This window comes from Acidovorax sp. FHTAMBA (genome assembly GCF_038958875.1).
GTDB lineage: Bacteria > Pseudomonadota > Gammaproteobacteria > Burkholderiales > Burkholderiaceae_C > Acidovorax.
Genome location: NZ_CP152407.1, coordinates 4,063,179 through 4,079,920, shown reverse-complemented (window position 1 = coordinate 4,079,920; position 16,742 = coordinate 4,063,179). Strand labels below are relative to the sequence as shown.

Genomic DNA, 16,742 nt, shown 5'->3' with positions numbered 1-16,742 from the left:
TATGGCAATGCAAAAGAAAACGTTGATGCTGGCTGGGGGTGCGCTGGTGGTGCTGGGTGCACTGCTGGTGTGGGCGTTTGCGCCCCGGCCGCTGCCGGTGGAGGCGGCTGGCGTGGTGCAGGGGCGCTTCGAGGCGGGCATCGATGAAGACGCGAAGACCCGCCTGCGCGACCGCTACAGCATCTCGGCCCCCCTGGCCGGGCGGCTGGCGCGCATTGCGCTGCGCGAGGGCGATGCGGTGCAGGCGGGCGACGTGGTGGCGCGCATCACCCCCGCCATGCCGGCCCTGCTGGATGAGCGCAGCCTGCGCGAGCAGCAGGCCCGCGTCACGGCCGCCCAGGCCAATGTGCAGCGCGCCTCCGTGCGCATCGAGCGCAGCCGGGTGGCGCAGGCCCAGGCGCGCAACGACCTGCAGCGCAGCGAACAGCTGGCCCGGCAGGGCTTTGTGTCCCCCACGCGGCTTGATGCCGAGCGCCTGGCCTTGCAGGCGGCCGAAAAAGACACCGACGCCGCGGTGCAGGACCAGCAGGTGGCCCGCGCCGATCTGGCCCAGGCCCGCGCTGCGCTCGACGTGGTGCAGCGCCCCGGCAGCGCACCCGCTGGCAAGGCCTTCGAGGTGCTGGCCCCCGTCACCGGCCGTGTGCTGCGCGTGGCGCAGGTCAGCGAAAGTGTGGTGGCGCTGGGCACCGTGCTGGTGGAGGTGGGCGACACCGCGCAGCTTGAAGTGGTGGCGCCGCTGCTGTCCACCGATGCGCTGCAGGTGCGCCCGGGCAGCCCCGTGCGCATCGAGCGCTGGGGTGGGCCGGGCGTGCTGCAGGGGCGCGTGCGCAGCGTGGAGCCGGTCGCGTTCACCAAGGTGTCGGCGTTGGGCGTGGAAGAGCAGCGGGTCAACGTGCTGATTGACCTGACCAGCCCGCCCGCGCAGTGGGCCGCACTGGGCGACGGCTACCGCGTGGTGGCGCGTGTGCTCACCCGCGAGGCGCCGGACGCCACGCTGGTGTCGGTGAGCGCGCTGTTCCCGCTGCCTGTCAGCGACGGCGCCGCATCGGCCCCCATGGCGGAAGCTGCCGCGCCGCGCATGGCCGTGTTTGTGGTCGAGGGTGGCCGGGCACGGCGCACGCCGGTGGTGCTGGAGGCGCGTGGTAGCACCCACGCCTGGGTGAAAGAGGGGCTGCAAGCGGGCGCGCAGGTGGTGGTGTACCCGCCCGCTGCGCTGACCGACGGTGCCCGGGTCAAGGTGCGCACCCCCTGACGGAGTGTTGGCCCATGGCCCCTGAATCCCTGGTTGAAGCCTATGCCGCCGCCGAGCAGCGCCTGCGCCAGTTGCAGCGCAGCCCCGAGGCCTTTGACCATCCGGTCGGCGCTGTCGAGTGGATCGAAACCCATATCTCCTGGCTGCTGCTGGCGGGTGACTTTGTCTACAAGTTCAAGAAGCCGCTGAAGCTGGATTTCCTGGACTTCAGCACCCCCGCGTTGCGGCGCGCCGCCTGCGAGGAAGAGCTGCGCATCAACCGCCGCACCGCGCCGGCGCTGTACCTGGGGCTGGTGGCGCTGAGCGGCCAGGCGGGCTGTCTACAGTTGCAGCCCGCCGAAATGGCCCCGGCCGACGCGGAGCCCGCCGTGCGCATGCGCCGCTTTGCGCAGGAGGCGCTGCTGAGCCACCTGCTGGAGCAGCAGCGCCTGCTGCCCGGCCACATCGACGCCCTGGCGCAGCAGGTCGCGCAGTTCCATGCCGGCGCGGCGGTGGCCACTGCCGGTCAGGGCTGGGGCACGGCGCAGGCCGTGGTGGCGCCGGTGCAGGATTGCCTGGCGGCGCTGCAGCCGCTGGTGGCGCAATGGGCGCCCGACAGGGGCCCCGGGCTGCAGCAGCTGGCGCAGTGGTGTGGCGCGCAAGGCACCGCGCTGGGGCCGGTGTTTGCGCAGCGCCTGCAGTCCGGGCGCGTGCGCGAATGCCACGGCGACCTGCATTTGGCCAATCTGGTGCTGATCGATGGACAGCCGCAGCTCTTCGACGCGATCGAGTTCAACCCGGCGCTGCGCTGGATCGATTGCGTGGCTGACATCGCCTTTCTGGCCATGGACCTGGAAGCCCGCGGACGCGCCGACCTGGCCTGGCGCTTTCTGAACGCCTGGCTGGAGCACACCGGCGACTACGCGGGCCTGCAGGTGTTGCCGTACTACCGCGTGTACCGGGCCCTGGTGCGCGCCCGCGTGGCGGGCATGCGGCTCACGCAGGTGGAGAGCGGGGTGAAGGGCGCGGTGGGTGGCGACGCGCACGCGGCCAGCCTGCGGGAGCTGCAGCGCTATCTGGCGCTGGCGCTGCGCTTCACCGCGCCCCGGGCGGTCGAACTGTGGCTGGCGCACGGGTTCTCCGGCGCGGGCAAGAGCACGCAGTCGCAAGCGCTGATCGCCGAGCGCGGTGTGGTGCGCGTGCGCGCCGATGTGGAACGCAAGCGGCTGTTTGGCCTGGCGCCGCAGGCATCGAGCGCGGCCGTGCCGGGCGGCATCTACACGGCCGAGGCCTCAGAGCGCACCCACGAAGCCCTGGCGCAGGCAGCCCGTCGTGCCCTGGAGGCGGGCTTCACCGTGCTGGTGGACGCCACGTTCCTGAACCCCGCCATGCGCCAGCGCTTCATGGCACTGGCGGCGCAGGCGCAGGTGCCATGCCGCATCCTGTCGTTCGAGGCGCCCCTGGCGGTGCTGCGCGAGCGGGTGCGCAGCCGCCAGCTGGCGGGTGGCGATGCATCGGAAGCCTCGGTGCAGGTGCTGGAGTCGCAATGGGCTGCGGCCCAGCCGCTCTTGCCCGCCGAAGAGGCGCTGACGGTGCATGTGGACACCACCCGGCCGGTGAACTGGAATGTGCTGCTGCCGTGCGCCGATGGCAGCATGTCGGCTACATCGCCAGTTGCCCCGGCATGAAGTGCAGCAGCACGGTGGTCATGACGAGGTAGCGAAAGAACTTGCCCACCGCCATGTAGGCCAGGCAGGGCCAAAACGGCAGATGCAGCCAGCCTGCCACGGCGCACAGCGGGTCGCCCACCACGGGCAGCCAGCTCAGCAGGCAGGTCTTGGCCCCCCATTTGCGCAGCCAGACGCGCGCGCGGCGCTCGGTGCGGCTGAGCTCGCGCGCCGGTTTTGCATCAGTGCCGGTGGGGTGGTTCAAACGGCGGTGTCGCCGTGCCGCATCCCAGGCGCGGTGCGCACCCAGGCCCATCCACCAGCTCACGCCGCCGCCCAGGGTGTTGCCCAGAGTGGCAACACCAATGGCGGGCCAGAAAAGGTCGGGGTTGAGCTTGATCAGGCCAAACACCGCAGCCTCCGAGCCCACTGGCAACAGCGTGGCCGAGACAAACGACACGATAAAGACCGTGCCCAGGCCGAATTGGGGCAGGGCGAGCCATTCCAGCAGCTGGTGCATCCAGATTTCCATAGGCGGCGAGTGTAGGGCCGCCCGGCTTGTGCTGTGGCCGCTCAGGGAGCTGTCCTACATCGGTGTGCGCAATGCACGCATGGGCGCCTGCAGCCCGCATTTGTATCGTGGAGCAACAAGACCCCTGAACGCAAACCACGGGAGGCCCCATGCCATCACAGACCCAGCTCCGTTCGAATCTGCAGACACTCCACACCCACCGTACACGGGTTGCCCGCGCTGCACGCTGCAGCGCCGCTGTGGTTGCATTGTTGGCGGCAAGTCTGAGCGGCGTGCAGGCGGCTGCGTCGACCGACACGGTTCCCGGGTTGGGCCAGCCAGTGCGCGGCCTGGACTCGGCGCCCTGCCAGAGCACCCCGACCACGGACGCCGCATTGCGCCGTATCGGCCACGAGTTGCAGCAGCAAGGCATGGCCCTGACTGCCATGTGCAACGCGGTCAGCGGAGCCTGGGTGGTACAGGTACGCGTCGTGGACGGCATGAAAGCCAGCAAAGTGGTGCGTGGCCCTCTGGCCGATGGTCATGATGTGGACATGGGCACGCCGGCAGGCGTTTCGCTGGCCGGTGCCCAACCGGGCGCCAAGGGTTTCTCTCCCGACGTGCAGTACAACCGCCAGTGGCTTTCCACACTGATGGCGCGCCACGATTTCCGCAACCTGCAAGATGCCTGGTGGCATTTCGCACAGCGCGGCGCGACGCCACCTGTAGTGGCGGCGACCGACATTGCGTCCCGCTGACACCGGGTTAAAAACTGGCCGTTGAGGGTGGCTGACAGGGCGGGCAGCCCCTGCAGCACGCGCGCAGATCATTTCAACTGCTGAAATTTTGAGCAGGTACAATCCTGCCTCCTTTTTCAGCATCTGCTGCGCCCGCCTTTCACCCCGCCCATGCACATCGGCCACATTCCTTTGGCGAACCGCCTGTTCGTTGCCCCGATGGCGGGCGTCACCGACCGGCCGTTTCGCCAGCTGTGCAAGGCGCTGGGCGCGGGCTACGCGGTGAGCGAGATGGTGACCTCGCGCAAGGATTTGTGGAACAGCCTCAAGACCTCGCGCCGGGCCAACCATGAAGGGGAGCCGGGGCCCATCGCCGTGCAGATCGCCGGCACCGATGCGCCGATGATGGCCGAGGCTGCGGTCTACAACGTGGAACGCGGCGCGCAGATCATCGACATCAACATGGGCTGCCCGGCCAAGAAGGTGTGCAACAAATGGGCGGGCTCCGCCCTGATGCAGAACGAGGCGCTGGCGGTGGAGATTGCTGCAGCGGTGGTCGAGGCCTGCGCGCGTTTCAATGTGCCCGTCACACTGAAGATGCGCACCGGCTGGTGCCAGGAGCACAAGAACGCGGTGCAGCTCGCGCGGCACTTCGAGGCCGTGGGCATCCAGATGCTGACCGTGCACGGCCGTACGCGCGAGCAGGGCTACAAGGGCCATGCGGAGTACGACACCATCGCAGCCGTCAAGGCGGCGGTGAAAGTGCCCGTGGTGGCCAACGGCGACATCACCTCGCCCGAGAAGGCGCGCGATGTACTGGCCGCCACCGGCGCCGACGCGATCATGATCGGCCGCGCTGCCCAGGGCCGGCCGTGGATCTTCCGCGAGATCGGCCACTTTCTGGCCACGGGCGAACACCTGGCACCACCGCTGGTGGCCGAGGTGCGGCGCCTGCTGCTGGACCACCTGCAAGACCACTACAGCCTGTATGGCGAGCTGACCGGCGTGCGCAGTGCGCGCAAGCACATTGCCTGGTACCTGCGCGCGCTGCCGGGCGGCGAGGCCTTGCGGGCACACATCAATACGATCGACGACTGCACCACGCAGTGGCAGGCCGTGGCCGATTACCTGGACGCCCTCGGGCAACAGATGGACCGGCTGCCCGCCGCCGCCGACGTGGATGCCGACACAGAAGAACAAGAGGGATTGGCTGCATGAGCAAGAAACACATAGAAGAATGCGTGCGCGAGAGCCTGCAGGGCTACTTTCGCGACCTGGGCGGCGAGACGCCCGATGGCATGTACGACATGCTGGTGCGGGTGGTCGAAAGGCCGCTGCTGGAAGTCGTGATGCAGCAGGCCGAAAACAACCAGTCGCGTGCCGCCGAATGGCTGGGACTGAACCGCAACACCCTGCGCAAGAAGCTGGTCGAGCACAAGCTGCTCTAGCATCCGCGGGCTCAATACTATTAAATTTATAGCTGCTAGCGCTTGATGGATAAGCGCTGGGGCCTGTTTTTATTCAAAACCTCCGCACCACCATTGCCATGAACGCACTCCTCTCCGTCTCCGATAAGACCGGCATCGTCGAATTCGCCCAAGCGCTGCATGCGCTGGGCGTCAAGCTCCTGTCCACCGGCGGCACCGCCAAGCTGCTGGCCGACAAGGGCCTGCCCGTGACCGAAGTGGCCGAGGTCACCCAGTTCCCCGAGATGCTCGACGGCCGCGTGAAGACACTGCACCCCAAGGTGCACGGCGGCCTGCTGGCGCGCCGTGAGCTGCCCGAACACATGGCGGCGTTGAAGGAACACGGCATCGACACCATCGACCTGCTGGTGGTCAACCTCTACCCCTTTGAAGCCACCGTGGCCAAGGCCGGTTGCACGCTGGCCGACGCCATCGAGAACATCGACATCGGCGGCCCCGCCATGGTGCGCAGCGCCGCGAAGAACTGGAAGGACGTGGGCGTGATCACCTCGGCCGACCAGTACGAGGCCGTGCTGGCTGAATTGAAAGCGGGCGGCAAGCTGTCCGACAAGCTGCGCTTTGCGCTGTCGGTGGCCGCATTCAACCGCATCGCGCAGTACGACGGCGCCATTAGCGACTACCTCTCCTCCGTCACGTTCGAAGAAGAAAAGCTGTCGGAAACCTACGTGCCCACGCGCACCCAGTTCCCCGGCCAGAGCAATGGCATCTTCACCAAGGTGCAAGACCTGCGCTACGGCGAGAACAGCCACCAGCAGGCCGCGCTGTACCGCGACCTCTACCCCGCGCCCGGCTCGCTGGTCACCGGTGTGCAGCTGCAGGGCAAGGAACTGAGCTACAACAACATCGCCGACGCTGATGCGGCGTGGGAATGCGTGAAGAGCTTTGACGCCGCTGCCTGCGTGATCGTCAAGCACGCCAACCCCTGTGGCGTGGCCGTGGGCCTGGACGCCTTGAGCGCCTACAGCAAGGCCTTCCAGACCGACCCCACCAGCGCCTTCGGCGGCATCATCGCGTTCAACCGCGTGGTGGACGGCCAGGCTGCGGCCCAGGTGAGCAAACAGTTTGTCGAGGTGCTGATGGCCCCCGACTTCACGGCCGAGGCGCTGGAGATCTTCAAGGCCAAGGCCAATGTGCGCCTGCTCAAAATTGCCTTGCCCGCGCATGGCGGCAAGACGGACTGGGAACGCGGCCGCAACGCCATGGACGCCAAGCGCATCGGCTCGGGCCTGCTGCTTCAGACCGCTGACAACCACGAGCTGTCTCTCATCGACCTGAAAGTCGTGACCCAGAAGCAGCCCACGCTGGAAGAAATGGAAGACCTGCTGTTCGCCTGGAAGGTCGCAAAGTACGTGAAGAGCAATGCCATCGTCTTCTGCAAGGGCGGCATGACCATGGGCGTGGGCGCGGGGCAGATGAGCCGCCTGGATTCGGCCCGCATCGCCAGCATCAAGGCAGGCCACGCAGGCCTGACCTTGCAAGGCACGGTCGTGGCGAGCGACGCGTTCTTCCCCTTCCGCGACGGCCTGGACGTGGTGGTCGATGCGGGCGCTACCTGCGTGATCCAACCCGGTGGCTCGATGCGCGACAACGAAGTGATCGACGCCGCCAACGAGCGTGGCGTGGCCATGGTCTTCAGCGGTGTGCGGCATTTCCGCCACTGATGTCAGGGTGCTGATCATCACTCCCTGAAAAAAAGCGGCCTTGGCCGCTTTTTTGTTGTCTGCGCGCCTGCGCGGAGTACATGGCGGTCAGGCCGCCACGATGCGACCGCGCCCGCTGACACCGGCCAGCACCTTGAGCGATTTGTCGGTGCTGGCGGTGTAGTTGCGGCTGGTGATGGTGCTGACATACACCCAGTCGGCGCGGCATTCGGTGGCGGTGGCGGTCACCACCATGTAGCCCCGGCGCGAAGTGTCGCAGTATTTGAGCGGCGTGATCAGCTGCTGGAGCGCGCCCGCCAGCGTGGCCGGGTTCTCCTTGGGCAGGTATTCCTCGAAGCCCGGCGACGATACTGACGAGGTGGCGAACTCCACGCCCACCGCATTGCCACCCATGTCCGCCAGTTCATTCGCCCAGGCGTTGTGCGTGTCGCCCGACAGCACCACCAGGTTCTTGCCCAGGCTGCGGGCCGTGCCCAGCACGGTTTCGCGGGCAGCCTGGTAGCCGTCCCAGGCGTCGAGGTTGTACGGAATCGAGGGCTGGGCGAGGATGGCTTTTTCGGCGGCGGTCAGCGTGGCGGGGGCCGTCTGGGCCTTGGCGACGATGGCTGCGTATTGCGACACCGTCACGCCTGCGCCGGGCTGGATGGTCTCGATGAGGATGGGCGCCGGAATGTTCATGCGCCCCATCAGCACCTGCTGGCCCAGCACTTGCCAGGTAGCGGTGGATGCGGCCATTTGCTGCTGGAGCCACTGGGTCTGCGTGCTGCCCAGGATCTGGCGGGCGGGGGCGCCCACGGCGGCGGTAAAGCCTGCTGCGTCAAAGCCGGTGGCGGTGAAGAAACGGGTGTAGTCGGCCTGTTCGTCGCGCCCGATCAGGCGCGTGTCGAGCATCTGCAGCGCCACCAGGTTGCCAAAGTTGAAGCTGCGGTAGATCAGATCGGGCTGCGCATTGCGCGTGGGCATCCACTCGTGGTAGGCCTGCAGGGCTGCCGCCTTGCGCGCCGCAAAGCTGCCTTCGGTGGCGGCCTGGTGGTTTTCGGCGCCGTTGGCCCAGGTGTCGTTGGTGATCTCGTGGTCGTCCCATACGGCGATCATGGGGGCGGCGGCATGCAGGGCCTGCAGGTCGGGGTCGGTCTTGTACTGCGCGTGGCGCAGGCGGTAGTCGGCCAGCGACAGGATTTCGGTGGCGGGTTGCGACAGGCGGCCCAGCTGCGCGGCGCTGGCCGAGGCGTAGCCTCCGCGCGCGTATTCGTAAAGGTAGTCGCCCAGGTGCACGGTGGCATCGAGGTCGTTGCGGCGCGCGGCGTCGGCGTACACGTTGAAGTAACCCGCCGGGTAGTTGGCGCACGAGAACACCGCCAGCTTGACCAGTGCCACGCTGCCGGTGGGCAGCGTGCGGGTGCGTGCAGTGGCCGACTGGGCCGCATAGGCCTTGAAGCGGTAGTGGTAGGCCGTGGCCGGCTTGAGGCCAGTGGCATCGACCTTGACAGTGAAGTCTTTGGCGGCAGTGGCGGTGGCCTGGCCTTTGGCCACCACGGTGGTGAAGACCGCATCCGTCGCAACTTCCCATTGCACCGGGATGTCCGCCGTGTGGCCCGCGGGCGGCGTGATGCGCGTCCACAGGATCACGCGGTCACTGAGCGGGTCGCCGCTGGCCACACCATGCACAAAGCTGACAGCGGGAGCGTCATCATCACTGCCACCGCAGGCAGCCAGCGGCAATGTGCCCAATGCCGTGGCGCCGAGAGCGAGCTGGCGCACAAACACTCGGCGGCCGACATCGACGGGGGCCGAGGAGGGTTCTTCTGCGCCATCGTGGCGCAGCAGGTGGGTCAATGGGCGGTCGGAACGGGGAGGGCGATTCATGGGGCTGCAGTCCTGGTAAAGCCAGACAGGTTCGCACTCCGATATGACGATGCCGTGAAGGCTGAATGGAGGCGCGCAACCCGCTGCCAGCGCCGACTCTCCGCCTGCCCTTGTCGACCCAGCCGGTGTGGCGATTCCAGGAAACCGAAGCGTGCGCCTCAAGCGGTTGTGGTGACCGAAGGGGCGCGTCCTTTGTACCGGGCCCGCTCGTCCATTTGCGTCGCTTGTTTTTCAGGCTGCTGTGTCGGGCTCGCTGCGCTGTCCAAAGTCCATCGGCAGGCCCACATAGTTCTCCGCCAGCGACACCGAGGCTGCACGCGAGTTGACGAGGTAGTCCAGCTCGGCCTCCTGGATCTTCTGGCCGAACTCGCCGGTCTCGGGGAAGCGGTGCATCAGCGAGGTGAACCACCACGAAAAGCGCTCTGCCCGCCACACGCGGCGCAGGCAGCGCTCGGAGTAGGTGTCGATGCCAACGGCTGATTTGTCGTTGTAGAACTCGGACAGCGCGGTCCACAGATAGCCCACGTCGCTGGCGGCCAGGTTCAGCCCCTTGGCGCCGGTGGGCGGCACGATGTGGGCCGCGTCGCCCGCCAGGAACATGCGGCCAAAACGCATGGGTTCGGCCACAAAGCTGCGCAGCGGGGCAATGCTCATCTCCAGTGCGGGGCCGGTGACCAGATTGGCGCGCGCCTCGGGGTCGAGGCGGTTGCCCAGCTCGGTCCAGAACTGGTCGAGGGTCCAGTTCTCGATTTTGTCGGTGTTGGGCACCTGCACGTAGTAGCGGCTGCGCGTGGCGCTGCGCATGCTGCACAGCGCAAAGCCGCGCTCGGTGTTGGCGTAAATCAGTTCGTGCGACACCGGCGGCACATCGGCCAGCACACCCAGCCAGCCAAAGGGGTAGACACGTTCGTAAGTCTTGAGCAGATCGGCCGGGGCGCTGGCGCGGCACACGCCGTGGTAGCCGTCGCAGCCTGCGATGAAGTCACAGGCCAGCTCGTGCGTCTGGCCGTCCTTCTGGTAGGTCACGCGGGGGCTTTGGCCTTCGAAGTCGTGCACTTGCACGTTCTGCGCGTCGTACACGGTCGTCAAGCCTTCTGCCGCGCGCGCGTCCATCAGGTCGCGCGTCACTTCGGTCTGGCCATACACCGTCACGCGGCTGCCGCCGGTCAGCTCGTGCAGGTCGATGCGGTGGCGCTGGCCCTTGAACAGCAGTTCGATGCCATCGTGGGGCAGCCCCTCGGCATGGGCACGGGCACCAACGCCAGCCTTGTCCAGCAGGTCCATGCTGACCTGCTCCAGCACGCCAGCGCGGATGCGGCCCAGCACGTAGTCGGGGCTGCGCTGTTCGATGATGACGGCGTCAATGCCGGATTTGTAGAGCAACTGGCCGAGCAGCAGACCGGCGGGGCCTGCGCCGATGATGGCAACCTGGGTACGCATGGTGGACAACCTCACAAAGGCGTTAGAAAGCGGTAAAGGAACAGGGCCAAGCGTAGGTTGATCCATGTCAATTGAAGCCCGGCCCACGCCGCTATCGTGCGATTGATGGATTTGATGTGCGATCATCGCGCAATCTTCCATGGCCTCGGCTCACCTCCAGTCTTCGACCAGGCGACCGATCCCAGGCGCCCCAGGCAAACCATGACCACCTTTCCCATCGCCAAGGCAGATTTCATCGAAGGCATGGCCAAGGGCATGGCCGTGCTGGAGAGTTTTGACACCGAGCGCCAGCGGCTCAATGCCACGCTGGCCGCGCAGCGCACGGGTCTCACGCGCGCTGCGGCGCGGCGGCACCTGCTCACGCTCGCGCACCTGGGGTATCTGGAGACGGATGGCAGCTACTTCTGGCTGGCGCCCAAGGTGCTGCGGTTTTCAGGCAGCTACCTGGCCTCAGCCCGGCTGCCGCGCGTGCTGCAGCCCACGCTGAACCGGCTGGCGGCGCAGACCCAGCAGTCGTTTTCGGCCGTGGTGCTGGATGGCAACGAGGTGGTGATCGTGGCGCGCAGCGGGGTGTACGGCGCGCCGTCGCGCGTGCTGGCCTATGGTCTGCACCTGGGGGCGCGGCTGCCGGCGCACCCCACGTCCACGGGGCGCGTGCTGCTGGCGGCATTGCCTCCTGCCCAACTCACTGCGTGGCTCAAGGCCTGCTCACTGCACCGCCTCACGCCCCACACCATCACCCAGGTCGGCCCGCTGCGGCAGGTGGTTGCCAAGGTGCGGCGCGATGACTATTGCCTGGCGGTGGAAGAGCACGAGCTGGGCGTGCACGCGCTGGCCGTGCCCCTGCGCAATCTGCAGGGCGACACGGTGGCGGCGCTGAATGTGGTGGCGTCGCCCAAGCAGGTGGATGAGAGCAGCCTGCAGCGCGACATGCTGCCGCTGCTGCAGGAGGCCGCCCGCGAGTTGCGCGGGCTGCTGTGAGCGCTACCGTCGAGTTGCCAAGCGAAAATATCAATAAAAATAGCCTCTAGGGATGCTCTGCACGAATCCCTGCGTGACGTGCTTGAACATGGGCAAAGCCCAGACAATAAGCACATGAAGCAAAGCAGTCTGGGCCTGAACAACACCACCAAGCGCACGCGCAAGCGTGAATTCCTTGATGCCATGGAGTTGGTGGTGCCCTGGACAGAACTGGTCTCGCTGATAGAGCCCTACGCCCCCGAGAGCGGGCGCAGGGGCCAGCAGCCCTTTGCAGTGCAGACCCTGCTGCGCATCCATTTCATGCAGCAATGGTTCAAGCTCAGCGACCCAGCGATGGAAGAAGCCCTGCACGACGTGCCAGCGTTTCGGGACTTTGCAGGCCTGTCCCATTGGGACGAATACATCCCCAGCGAATCGAGCATCCTGCGCTTTAGGCATCTGCTGGAGCGCCATAAGCTGGCTGATCAGATCCTGGCCACGGTCAATGCACTGCTGCAGGCCAAGGGACTCCAACTCAAAGCAGGCACGGTGGTGGACGCCACGCTGATTGCCGCGCCCACTTCCACCAAGAACCGAAGTGGCGAGCGCGACCCCGAGATGCACCAAAGCAAGAAGGGCAACCAGTGGTACTTCGGTATGAAGGCCCACATTGGCGTGGATGCAGACTCAGGCTTGGTGCACACGGTGCGCGGCACTAGCGGCAATGTTGGTGATGTAGTCGAGGCCAACAGCCTGCTGCACGGGCAGGAAGCAAATGCCTTTGGCGACGCGGGCTACCAAGGGGTAGACAAGCGACCTGATGCCAACCCAAACGTGCACTGGCATGTAGCCCTGCGCCCAAGCTTGCGCCGGGCTTTGGACAAGGACAAGCCGCTGGAGGCGTTGATCGACCAATTGGAGCGCACCAAGGCCAGCATCCGGGCCAAGGTGGAGCACCCGTTCAGGGTAATCAAGCAACAGTTTGGATATGTGAAGGTGGGCTACCGGGGGCTCAAGAAGAACACGGCGCAGATCGTCACGCTGTTTGCGCTGGGCAATCTGTGGATGGCAAGGCACAAGCTGATGGCCTGCATAGGACAGGTGCGTGTGCAAGGGGCGTGATGCCACTGGATCGGGGGCGAATAGCCCCTGGGCGGAGCTCGCGGGGCTCGCTGCACACGCGTAATTGCTCAGTTTCCGTGCTGTTTTAGTTCAGGCATCGCTGTGGCACAGACAGAACCGATTCGTGAAGAGTTTCCCTAGCGCTTGATGGTAAAGCGCTGGCAGCTATTATTTTGATAGTTCTTTGAACACTTCGCGGGCGGCTGCCACGGTGGTGGCAATGTCCTCGGGTGTGTGGGCGGCGCTGACAAAACCGGCCTCATAAAGCGCAGGTGCAATATAGATACCGCGATCCAGCAGGCCGTGGAACAGCTGGTTGAAACGCGCGCTGTCGGTCTTGAGCACCTGGGCGTAGTTGTGGGGCAGCTCGGGCATCAGGAAGAAGCCGAACATGCCGCCTTCGCTGTCGGTGCTGAAGGGCACGCCTTCGGCGGCGGCGGCAGCGGCGAGGCCATCAACCAGCGAACGTGTGGTGGCCGAGAGGGCGTCGAAGAAGCCGGGCTTCTTGATCTCGCGCAGCGTGGCCAGCCCGCAGGCCGTGGCCACCGGGTTACCCGACAGCGTGCCGGCCTGGTACACCGCGCCCAGCGGCGCCAAGTGTTCCATGATGGCGCGCGGGCCACCGAAGGCTGCCAGCGGCATGCCACCGCCAATGACCTTGCCCAGCACCGTGATGTCGGGTTTGAAGCCGGGGATGCTCTTGGCATAGACGCTTTGCGCGCTGCCCAGGGCCACGCGAAAGCCCGTCATCACCTCATCCAGCACCAGCAGCGCGCCATATTCGGTGCACAGCTCGCGGCAGCGCTTCATGAACGGCACGCTGGCGCGCACCAGGTTCATGTTGCCCGCGATGGGCTCGATCATCACGCACGCCAGTTCCTTGCCGTGCAGGGCAAAGGCTTCTTCGAGCTGGGCGACATTGTTGTATTCGAGCACCAGGGTGTGCTGCACCACTTCAGGCGGCACGCCCGCGCTGGTGGCGTTGCCAAACGTGGCCAGGCCCGAGCCGGCTTTGACGAGCAGTGAGTCGGCGTGGCCGTGGTAGCAGCCCTCGAACTTGATGAACTTGGCTCGCCCCGTGGCGCCACGTGCGAGGCGGATGGCGCTCATGCCGGCTTCGGTGCCGGAGCTGACGAGGCGGATCATCTCCATCGAAGGGACCAGGCTCAGGATCTCTTCGGCCAGCTCCACTTCTCGCTCGGTGGGTGCGCCGAAGCTGAAGCCGTCAAGGGCGGCGCTCTGCACGGCTTCGAGCACGGCGGGGTGGCCGTGGCCCAGGATCATCGGTCCCCAGGAGCCGATGTAGTCGATGAAACGCTGGTCGTTGGCGTCCCAGAAGTAGGCGCCTTTTGCACGCTTCACAAAACGCGGCGTGCCGCCCACGGCCTTGAAGGCCCGCACGGGCGAGTTCACGCCGCCGGGGATCAGCGCCTTGGCGCGTTCGAACAGGGGAATATTGAGATCAGTGCTTGGTGTCATGGGGTGGCATCACAAAGCCTTCGAGGGCCTGTGCTTCATCAATCGGGGATTCTTCTTCGTCACCATCGGCCTCGTCACCGTCGGGCTGGGCCCAGAACATGCGGTCGGGCACGATGTGCCCCATGCCGGGGCGAAAGCCGGCGTCCAGACAGCGGTCGAGGTAGCCCAGCGCCTCGCTGGTGGCTTCGCCCAGGTCGTTGCCGCTGGCCACCAGGGCCGTGAGGGCCGCCGACAGGGTATCGCCGGCGCCGGAGAAGGTGGCGTCGAACAGTTCGAACTTGCCACTGCCCAGCACGGTCTGGGGGGAGGCCAGCACGTTCTCGACAAACTGCTCCGGCAGGGGAATGCCGGTGACCAGGGTATAGGGCACGCCCATTTCGGAGGCGGCCCGGGCAATGTCGCGCGCCGTGGGGCTGCGGTCGCTGGTCCAGTCGGGCAACAGCCAGCGCCACAGGGTGCTGTGGTTTCCAACCAACACCGAGGTCTGCGGTAACAACAATTCGCGGAACGCGTCCAGGTACTCGTCGATCAGCTCATCGCGCCACCAGGACAGGTTGGGCATGTACGCTATCACCGGGACTTCGTCATAGTCTGTGGTTATTTCAGCGATGGTGCTGATGTTCTCCGGACTGCCCACGAAACCGACCTTGATGGCCTGGACCGGCAGGTCTTCCAGCACGGCCCGGGCCTGCTCGGCCACCGCCTCGTCGTCAAAGCTGAAGTGGTCGAAAATCTGCGCCGTGTCACGGGCATAGGCACCTGTGACCACGGCAATCGGATGCCCGCCTACGGAGGCAATGGTGGTGATGTCGGCCGTCAGCCCGCCAGCGCCGCTGGGGTCGCTGGCATTGAAGACGAGCACGCATGCAGGGCTTGCGTCCTCCGGGCCGTCATCGTCGAGGTCCATGATGTCTGGGGGGGGAGTGGATGCTTTGGTGGTCATGGACCAGATCCTGCAAGAAGGGTGGCACCGAAGCCGCAGCCCACGGAGATGACTAGATACAATCGTTGCATTCTATGTGAAGGCCCTTTAAGCTGTGATCGACTCTAAAACCTGGATGTGTTTGATTTGCGGTTGGATTTATGACGAAGCAGAGGGATCTCCTGAGCACGGCATTGCCCCCAATACTCCCTGGGATCAGGTCCCGATGAACTGGACCTGTCCCGAATGCGGAGCCCGCAAGGAAGACTTCGAGATGGTTCAGATTTGAGGCGCATCAGCATCATCATGTGCTGATGCGTTGTTTATTTTTCCATCGGGAGCAGTAACAATTGACTACAACAGGCGCATCTTTCAAAGTGCTCGTGGTGGATGACAGCAACACCATCCGTCGAAGCGCCGAGATTTTTCTCAAGCAGGGGGGGCACGAAGTCTTGTTGGCCGACGACGGCTTTGATGCTTTGGCCAAAGTCAATGATTACCAGCCACAGCTGATTTTCTGCGACATCCTCATGCCCAAGCTCGATGGGTACCAGACCTGCGCCATCATCAAGCGCAACGCCCGTTTTGCGGATACTCCGGTGGTAATGCTGTCCTCCAAGGATGGCGTTTTCGACAAGGCGCGCGGGCGCATGGTCGGCTGCCAGGAATATCTCACCAAACCGTTTACCAAAGACCAGCTGTTGCAAGCGGTGCAGCAGTTTGGCAATGCCCAACAAGGAGCGATGTAATGCCCATCCAGAAAGTACTGGTCGTCGACGACTCGAAGACCGAGTTGATGTTTTTGACGGACCTGCTTCAGAAAAAAGGTATGCAGGTTCGCACCGCAGAAAATGCTGAAGAGGCTTTTCGCCGTCTGGCGGAGGAGAAGCCTGACCTGATCCTCATGGATGTCGTGATGCCTGGCCAAAATGGGTTCCAGCTCACGCGCGCCATTACCCGGGATCCGCTGTATGCCGATGTGCCCATCATTATGTGCACCAGCAAGAATCAGGAAACAGATCGCGTCTGGGGGATGCGGCAGGGAGCGCGTGGCTACATCACCAAGCCCGTGGATCCCGCCGAACTGCAGGCCAAGATCGACGCCCTGAACTGAGGCTGCGGCGCGTTCATGGCCAACCGCGAAGCCCTGCGAGAGCTCCAGACCCGACTTGCCAGCCGTCTTCAGGCCGCAAGAACCGAAGGGACCTCTGTTTCCTCCTGGCTGGCTGTAGAGTCCGCCGGGAGTTTCTATTTGCTGCCACTGGGCCAGTCCGGGGAGATCTTCCCCTGGGGTTCGATCCAGGCAGTTCCGTACACCCAGAGCTGGTTTCTGGGTGTTGCCAACCTTCGGGGGGGGCTGGTCGGTGTGGTGGATCTGGCGGGGCTGCTGGGTTCCTCTGCGCCGCGTACCGACCAGGCGCTCGCAGAGGCCAGCCTGCTTGCATTCAATGCCGCCCTGGATGTGAACGCCGCCTTGCTGGTGGATCGTCTGGCGGGGCTGCGCGGTACCGATGCCTTTGTGTCATCCGAGCCGCCCGACGACGATGCCCCTGCTTTTTTTGGCACCGTTTACATCGATTCCAGCGGCAAACGCTGGCAGGAGCTGAACTTGCAGATCCTGTCCCAACATCCCGCTTTCCTGAGCATCAGTGCTTGAGT

Annotated in this window: 17 protein-coding genes; 12 read left to right on the top strand and 5 right to left on the bottom strand. The window is 65.5% G+C overall.

Going from position 1 to position 16,742, the window contains the following annotated elements:
• Positions 1–7: 7 nt before the first annotated feature.
• Together AAFF19_RS19030 and AAFF19_RS19025 are read left to right on the top strand one after the other, a co-directional pair.
• Complete coding sequence (locus tag AAFF19_RS19030) at positions 8–1,252, top strand: HlyD family efflux transporter periplasmic adaptor subunit (protein WP_342720789.1); 1,245 nt, start codon at positions 8–10, stop codon at positions 1,250–1,252.
• 14 nt (positions 1,253–1,266) lie between these two features.
• Entirely contained in the window at positions 1,267–2,919 is a 1,653-nt protein-coding gene (locus AAFF19_RS19025; protein WP_342720788.1) for an AAA family ATPase, read from the top strand.
• Here AAFF19_RS19025 and AAFF19_RS19020 read toward each other — a convergent pair.
• Positions 2,894–3,418 carry a YqaA family protein gene (locus AAFF19_RS19020; RefSeq protein ID WP_008905913.1) on the bottom strand — a complete coding sequence of 175 codons (525 nt, stop codon included), beginning with the start codon at positions 3,416–3,418 and terminating at the stop codon, positions 2,894–2,896. The genes AAFF19_RS19025 and AAFF19_RS19020 overlap by 26 nt on opposite strands.
• 161 nt (positions 3,419–3,579) lie before the next feature.
• Here AAFF19_RS19020 and AAFF19_RS19015 point away from each other — a divergent pair, with 161 nt between their 5' ends.
• From AAFF19_RS19015 to purH, 4 genes are all read left to right on the top strand, one after another.
• Positions 3,580–4,167, top strand: coding sequence for a D-Ala-D-Ala dipeptidase (locus tag AAFF19_RS19015; protein WP_342720787.1), 588 nt, complete (start codon positions 3,580–3,582; stop codon positions 4,165–4,167).
• 150 nt (positions 4,168–4,317) lie between these two features.
• On the top strand, positions 4,318–5,364 hold the full coding sequence (dusB, locus tag AAFF19_RS19010; protein ID WP_342720786.1) for a tRNA dihydrouridine synthase DusB: 1,047 nt from the start codon (positions 4,318–4,320) through the stop codon (positions 5,362–5,364).
• On the top strand, positions 5,361–5,594 hold the full coding sequence (locus tag AAFF19_RS19005; protein WP_007853190.1) for a Fis family transcriptional regulator: 234 nt from the start codon (positions 5,361–5,363) through the stop codon (positions 5,592–5,594). Before dusB ends, AAFF19_RS19005 begins: the two co-directional genes overlap by 4 nt.
• Before the next feature lie 92 nt (positions 5,595–5,686).
• The gene (purH, locus tag AAFF19_RS19000) at positions 5,687–7,294 is read left to right on the top strand and encodes a bifunctional phosphoribosylaminoimidazolecarboxamide formyltransferase/IMP cyclohydrolase (RefSeq protein ID WP_342721875.1); all 1,608 of its coding nucleotides are present in this window, start codon (positions 5,687–5,689) and stop codon (positions 7,292–7,294) included.
• Between the two features lie 87 nt (positions 7,295–7,381).
• Here the strand turns inward: purH and AAFF19_RS18995 are convergent, their stop codons facing one another.
• A complete protein-coding gene (locus tag AAFF19_RS18995) occupies positions 7,382–9,160 on the bottom strand; it encodes an alkaline phosphatase D family protein (protein ID WP_342720785.1) in 1,779 nt (592 codons plus the stop codon).
• Positions 9,161–9,391: 231 nt separating this feature from the next.
• Positions 9,392–10,600 (bottom strand): 4-hydroxybenzoate 3-monooxygenase, encoded by a 1,209-nt coding sequence (gene pobA, locus AAFF19_RS18990; protein WP_182118806.1) that lies wholly within the window; start codon positions 10,598–10,600, stop codon positions 9,392–9,394.
• A gap of 201 nt (positions 10,601–10,801) precedes the next feature.
• Between pobA and AAFF19_RS18985 the strand changes: the two genes are divergently transcribed.
• On the top strand, positions 10,802–11,581 hold the full coding sequence (locus AAFF19_RS18985) for an IclR family transcriptional regulator C-terminal domain-containing protein (protein WP_182118805.1): 780 nt from the start codon (positions 10,802–10,804) through the stop codon (positions 11,579–11,581).
• A gap of 114 nt (positions 11,582–11,695) precedes the next feature.
• A complete protein-coding gene (locus AAFF19_RS18980) occupies positions 11,696–12,682 on the top strand; it encodes an IS5 family transposase (RefSeq protein ID WP_182118804.1) in 987 nt (328 codons plus the stop codon).
• 168 nt (positions 12,683–12,850) lie between these two features.
• Here AAFF19_RS18980 and hemL read toward each other — a convergent pair whose 3' ends face one another.
• Together hemL and AAFF19_RS18970 are read right to left on the bottom strand one after the other, a co-directional pair.
• Positions 12,851–14,161 carry a glutamate-1-semialdehyde 2,1-aminomutase gene (gene hemL / locus AAFF19_RS18975; protein WP_182118803.1) on the bottom strand — a complete coding sequence of 437 codons (1,311 nt, stop codon included), beginning with the start codon at positions 14,159–14,161 and terminating at the stop codon, positions 12,851–12,853.
• Complete coding sequence (locus AAFF19_RS18970; protein ID WP_342720784.1) at positions 14,145–15,104, bottom strand: bifunctional hydroxymethylpyrimidine kinase/phosphomethylpyrimidine kinase; 960 nt, start codon at positions 15,102–15,104, stop codon at positions 14,145–14,147. The genes hemL and AAFF19_RS18970 overlap by 17 nt, the downstream gene beginning before the upstream one ends.
• Before the next feature lie 94 nt (positions 15,105–15,198).
• On the opposite strand from AAFF19_RS18970, the gene AAFF19_RS18965 reads away from it, so the two are divergent.
• The 4 genes from AAFF19_RS18965 (at position 15,199) to AAFF19_RS18950 (ending at position 16,740) form a co-directional block, all read left to right on the top strand.
• On the top strand, positions 15,199–15,372 hold the full coding sequence (locus AAFF19_RS18965; protein ID WP_008903269.1) for a rubredoxin: 174 nt from the start codon (positions 15,199–15,201) through the stop codon (positions 15,370–15,372).
• 61 nt (positions 15,373–15,433) lie between these two features.
• Positions 15,434–15,832, top strand: a complete 399-nt coding sequence (locus tag AAFF19_RS18960; RefSeq protein ID WP_034692846.1) for a response regulator — start codon at positions 15,434–15,436, stop codon at positions 15,830–15,832.
• Positions 15,832–16,197 carry a response regulator gene (locus AAFF19_RS18955; protein WP_005796104.1) on the top strand — a complete coding sequence of 122 codons (366 nt, stop codon included), beginning with the start codon at positions 15,832–15,834 and terminating at the stop codon, positions 16,195–16,197. Before AAFF19_RS18960 ends, AAFF19_RS18955 begins: the two co-directional genes overlap by 1 nt.
• A 15-nt stretch (positions 16,198–16,212) precedes the next feature.
• Entirely contained in the window at positions 16,213–16,740 is a 528-nt protein-coding gene (locus tag AAFF19_RS18950) for a chemotaxis protein CheW (RefSeq protein ID WP_342720783.1), read from the top strand.
• Positions 16,741–16,742: the final 2 nt, after the last annotated feature.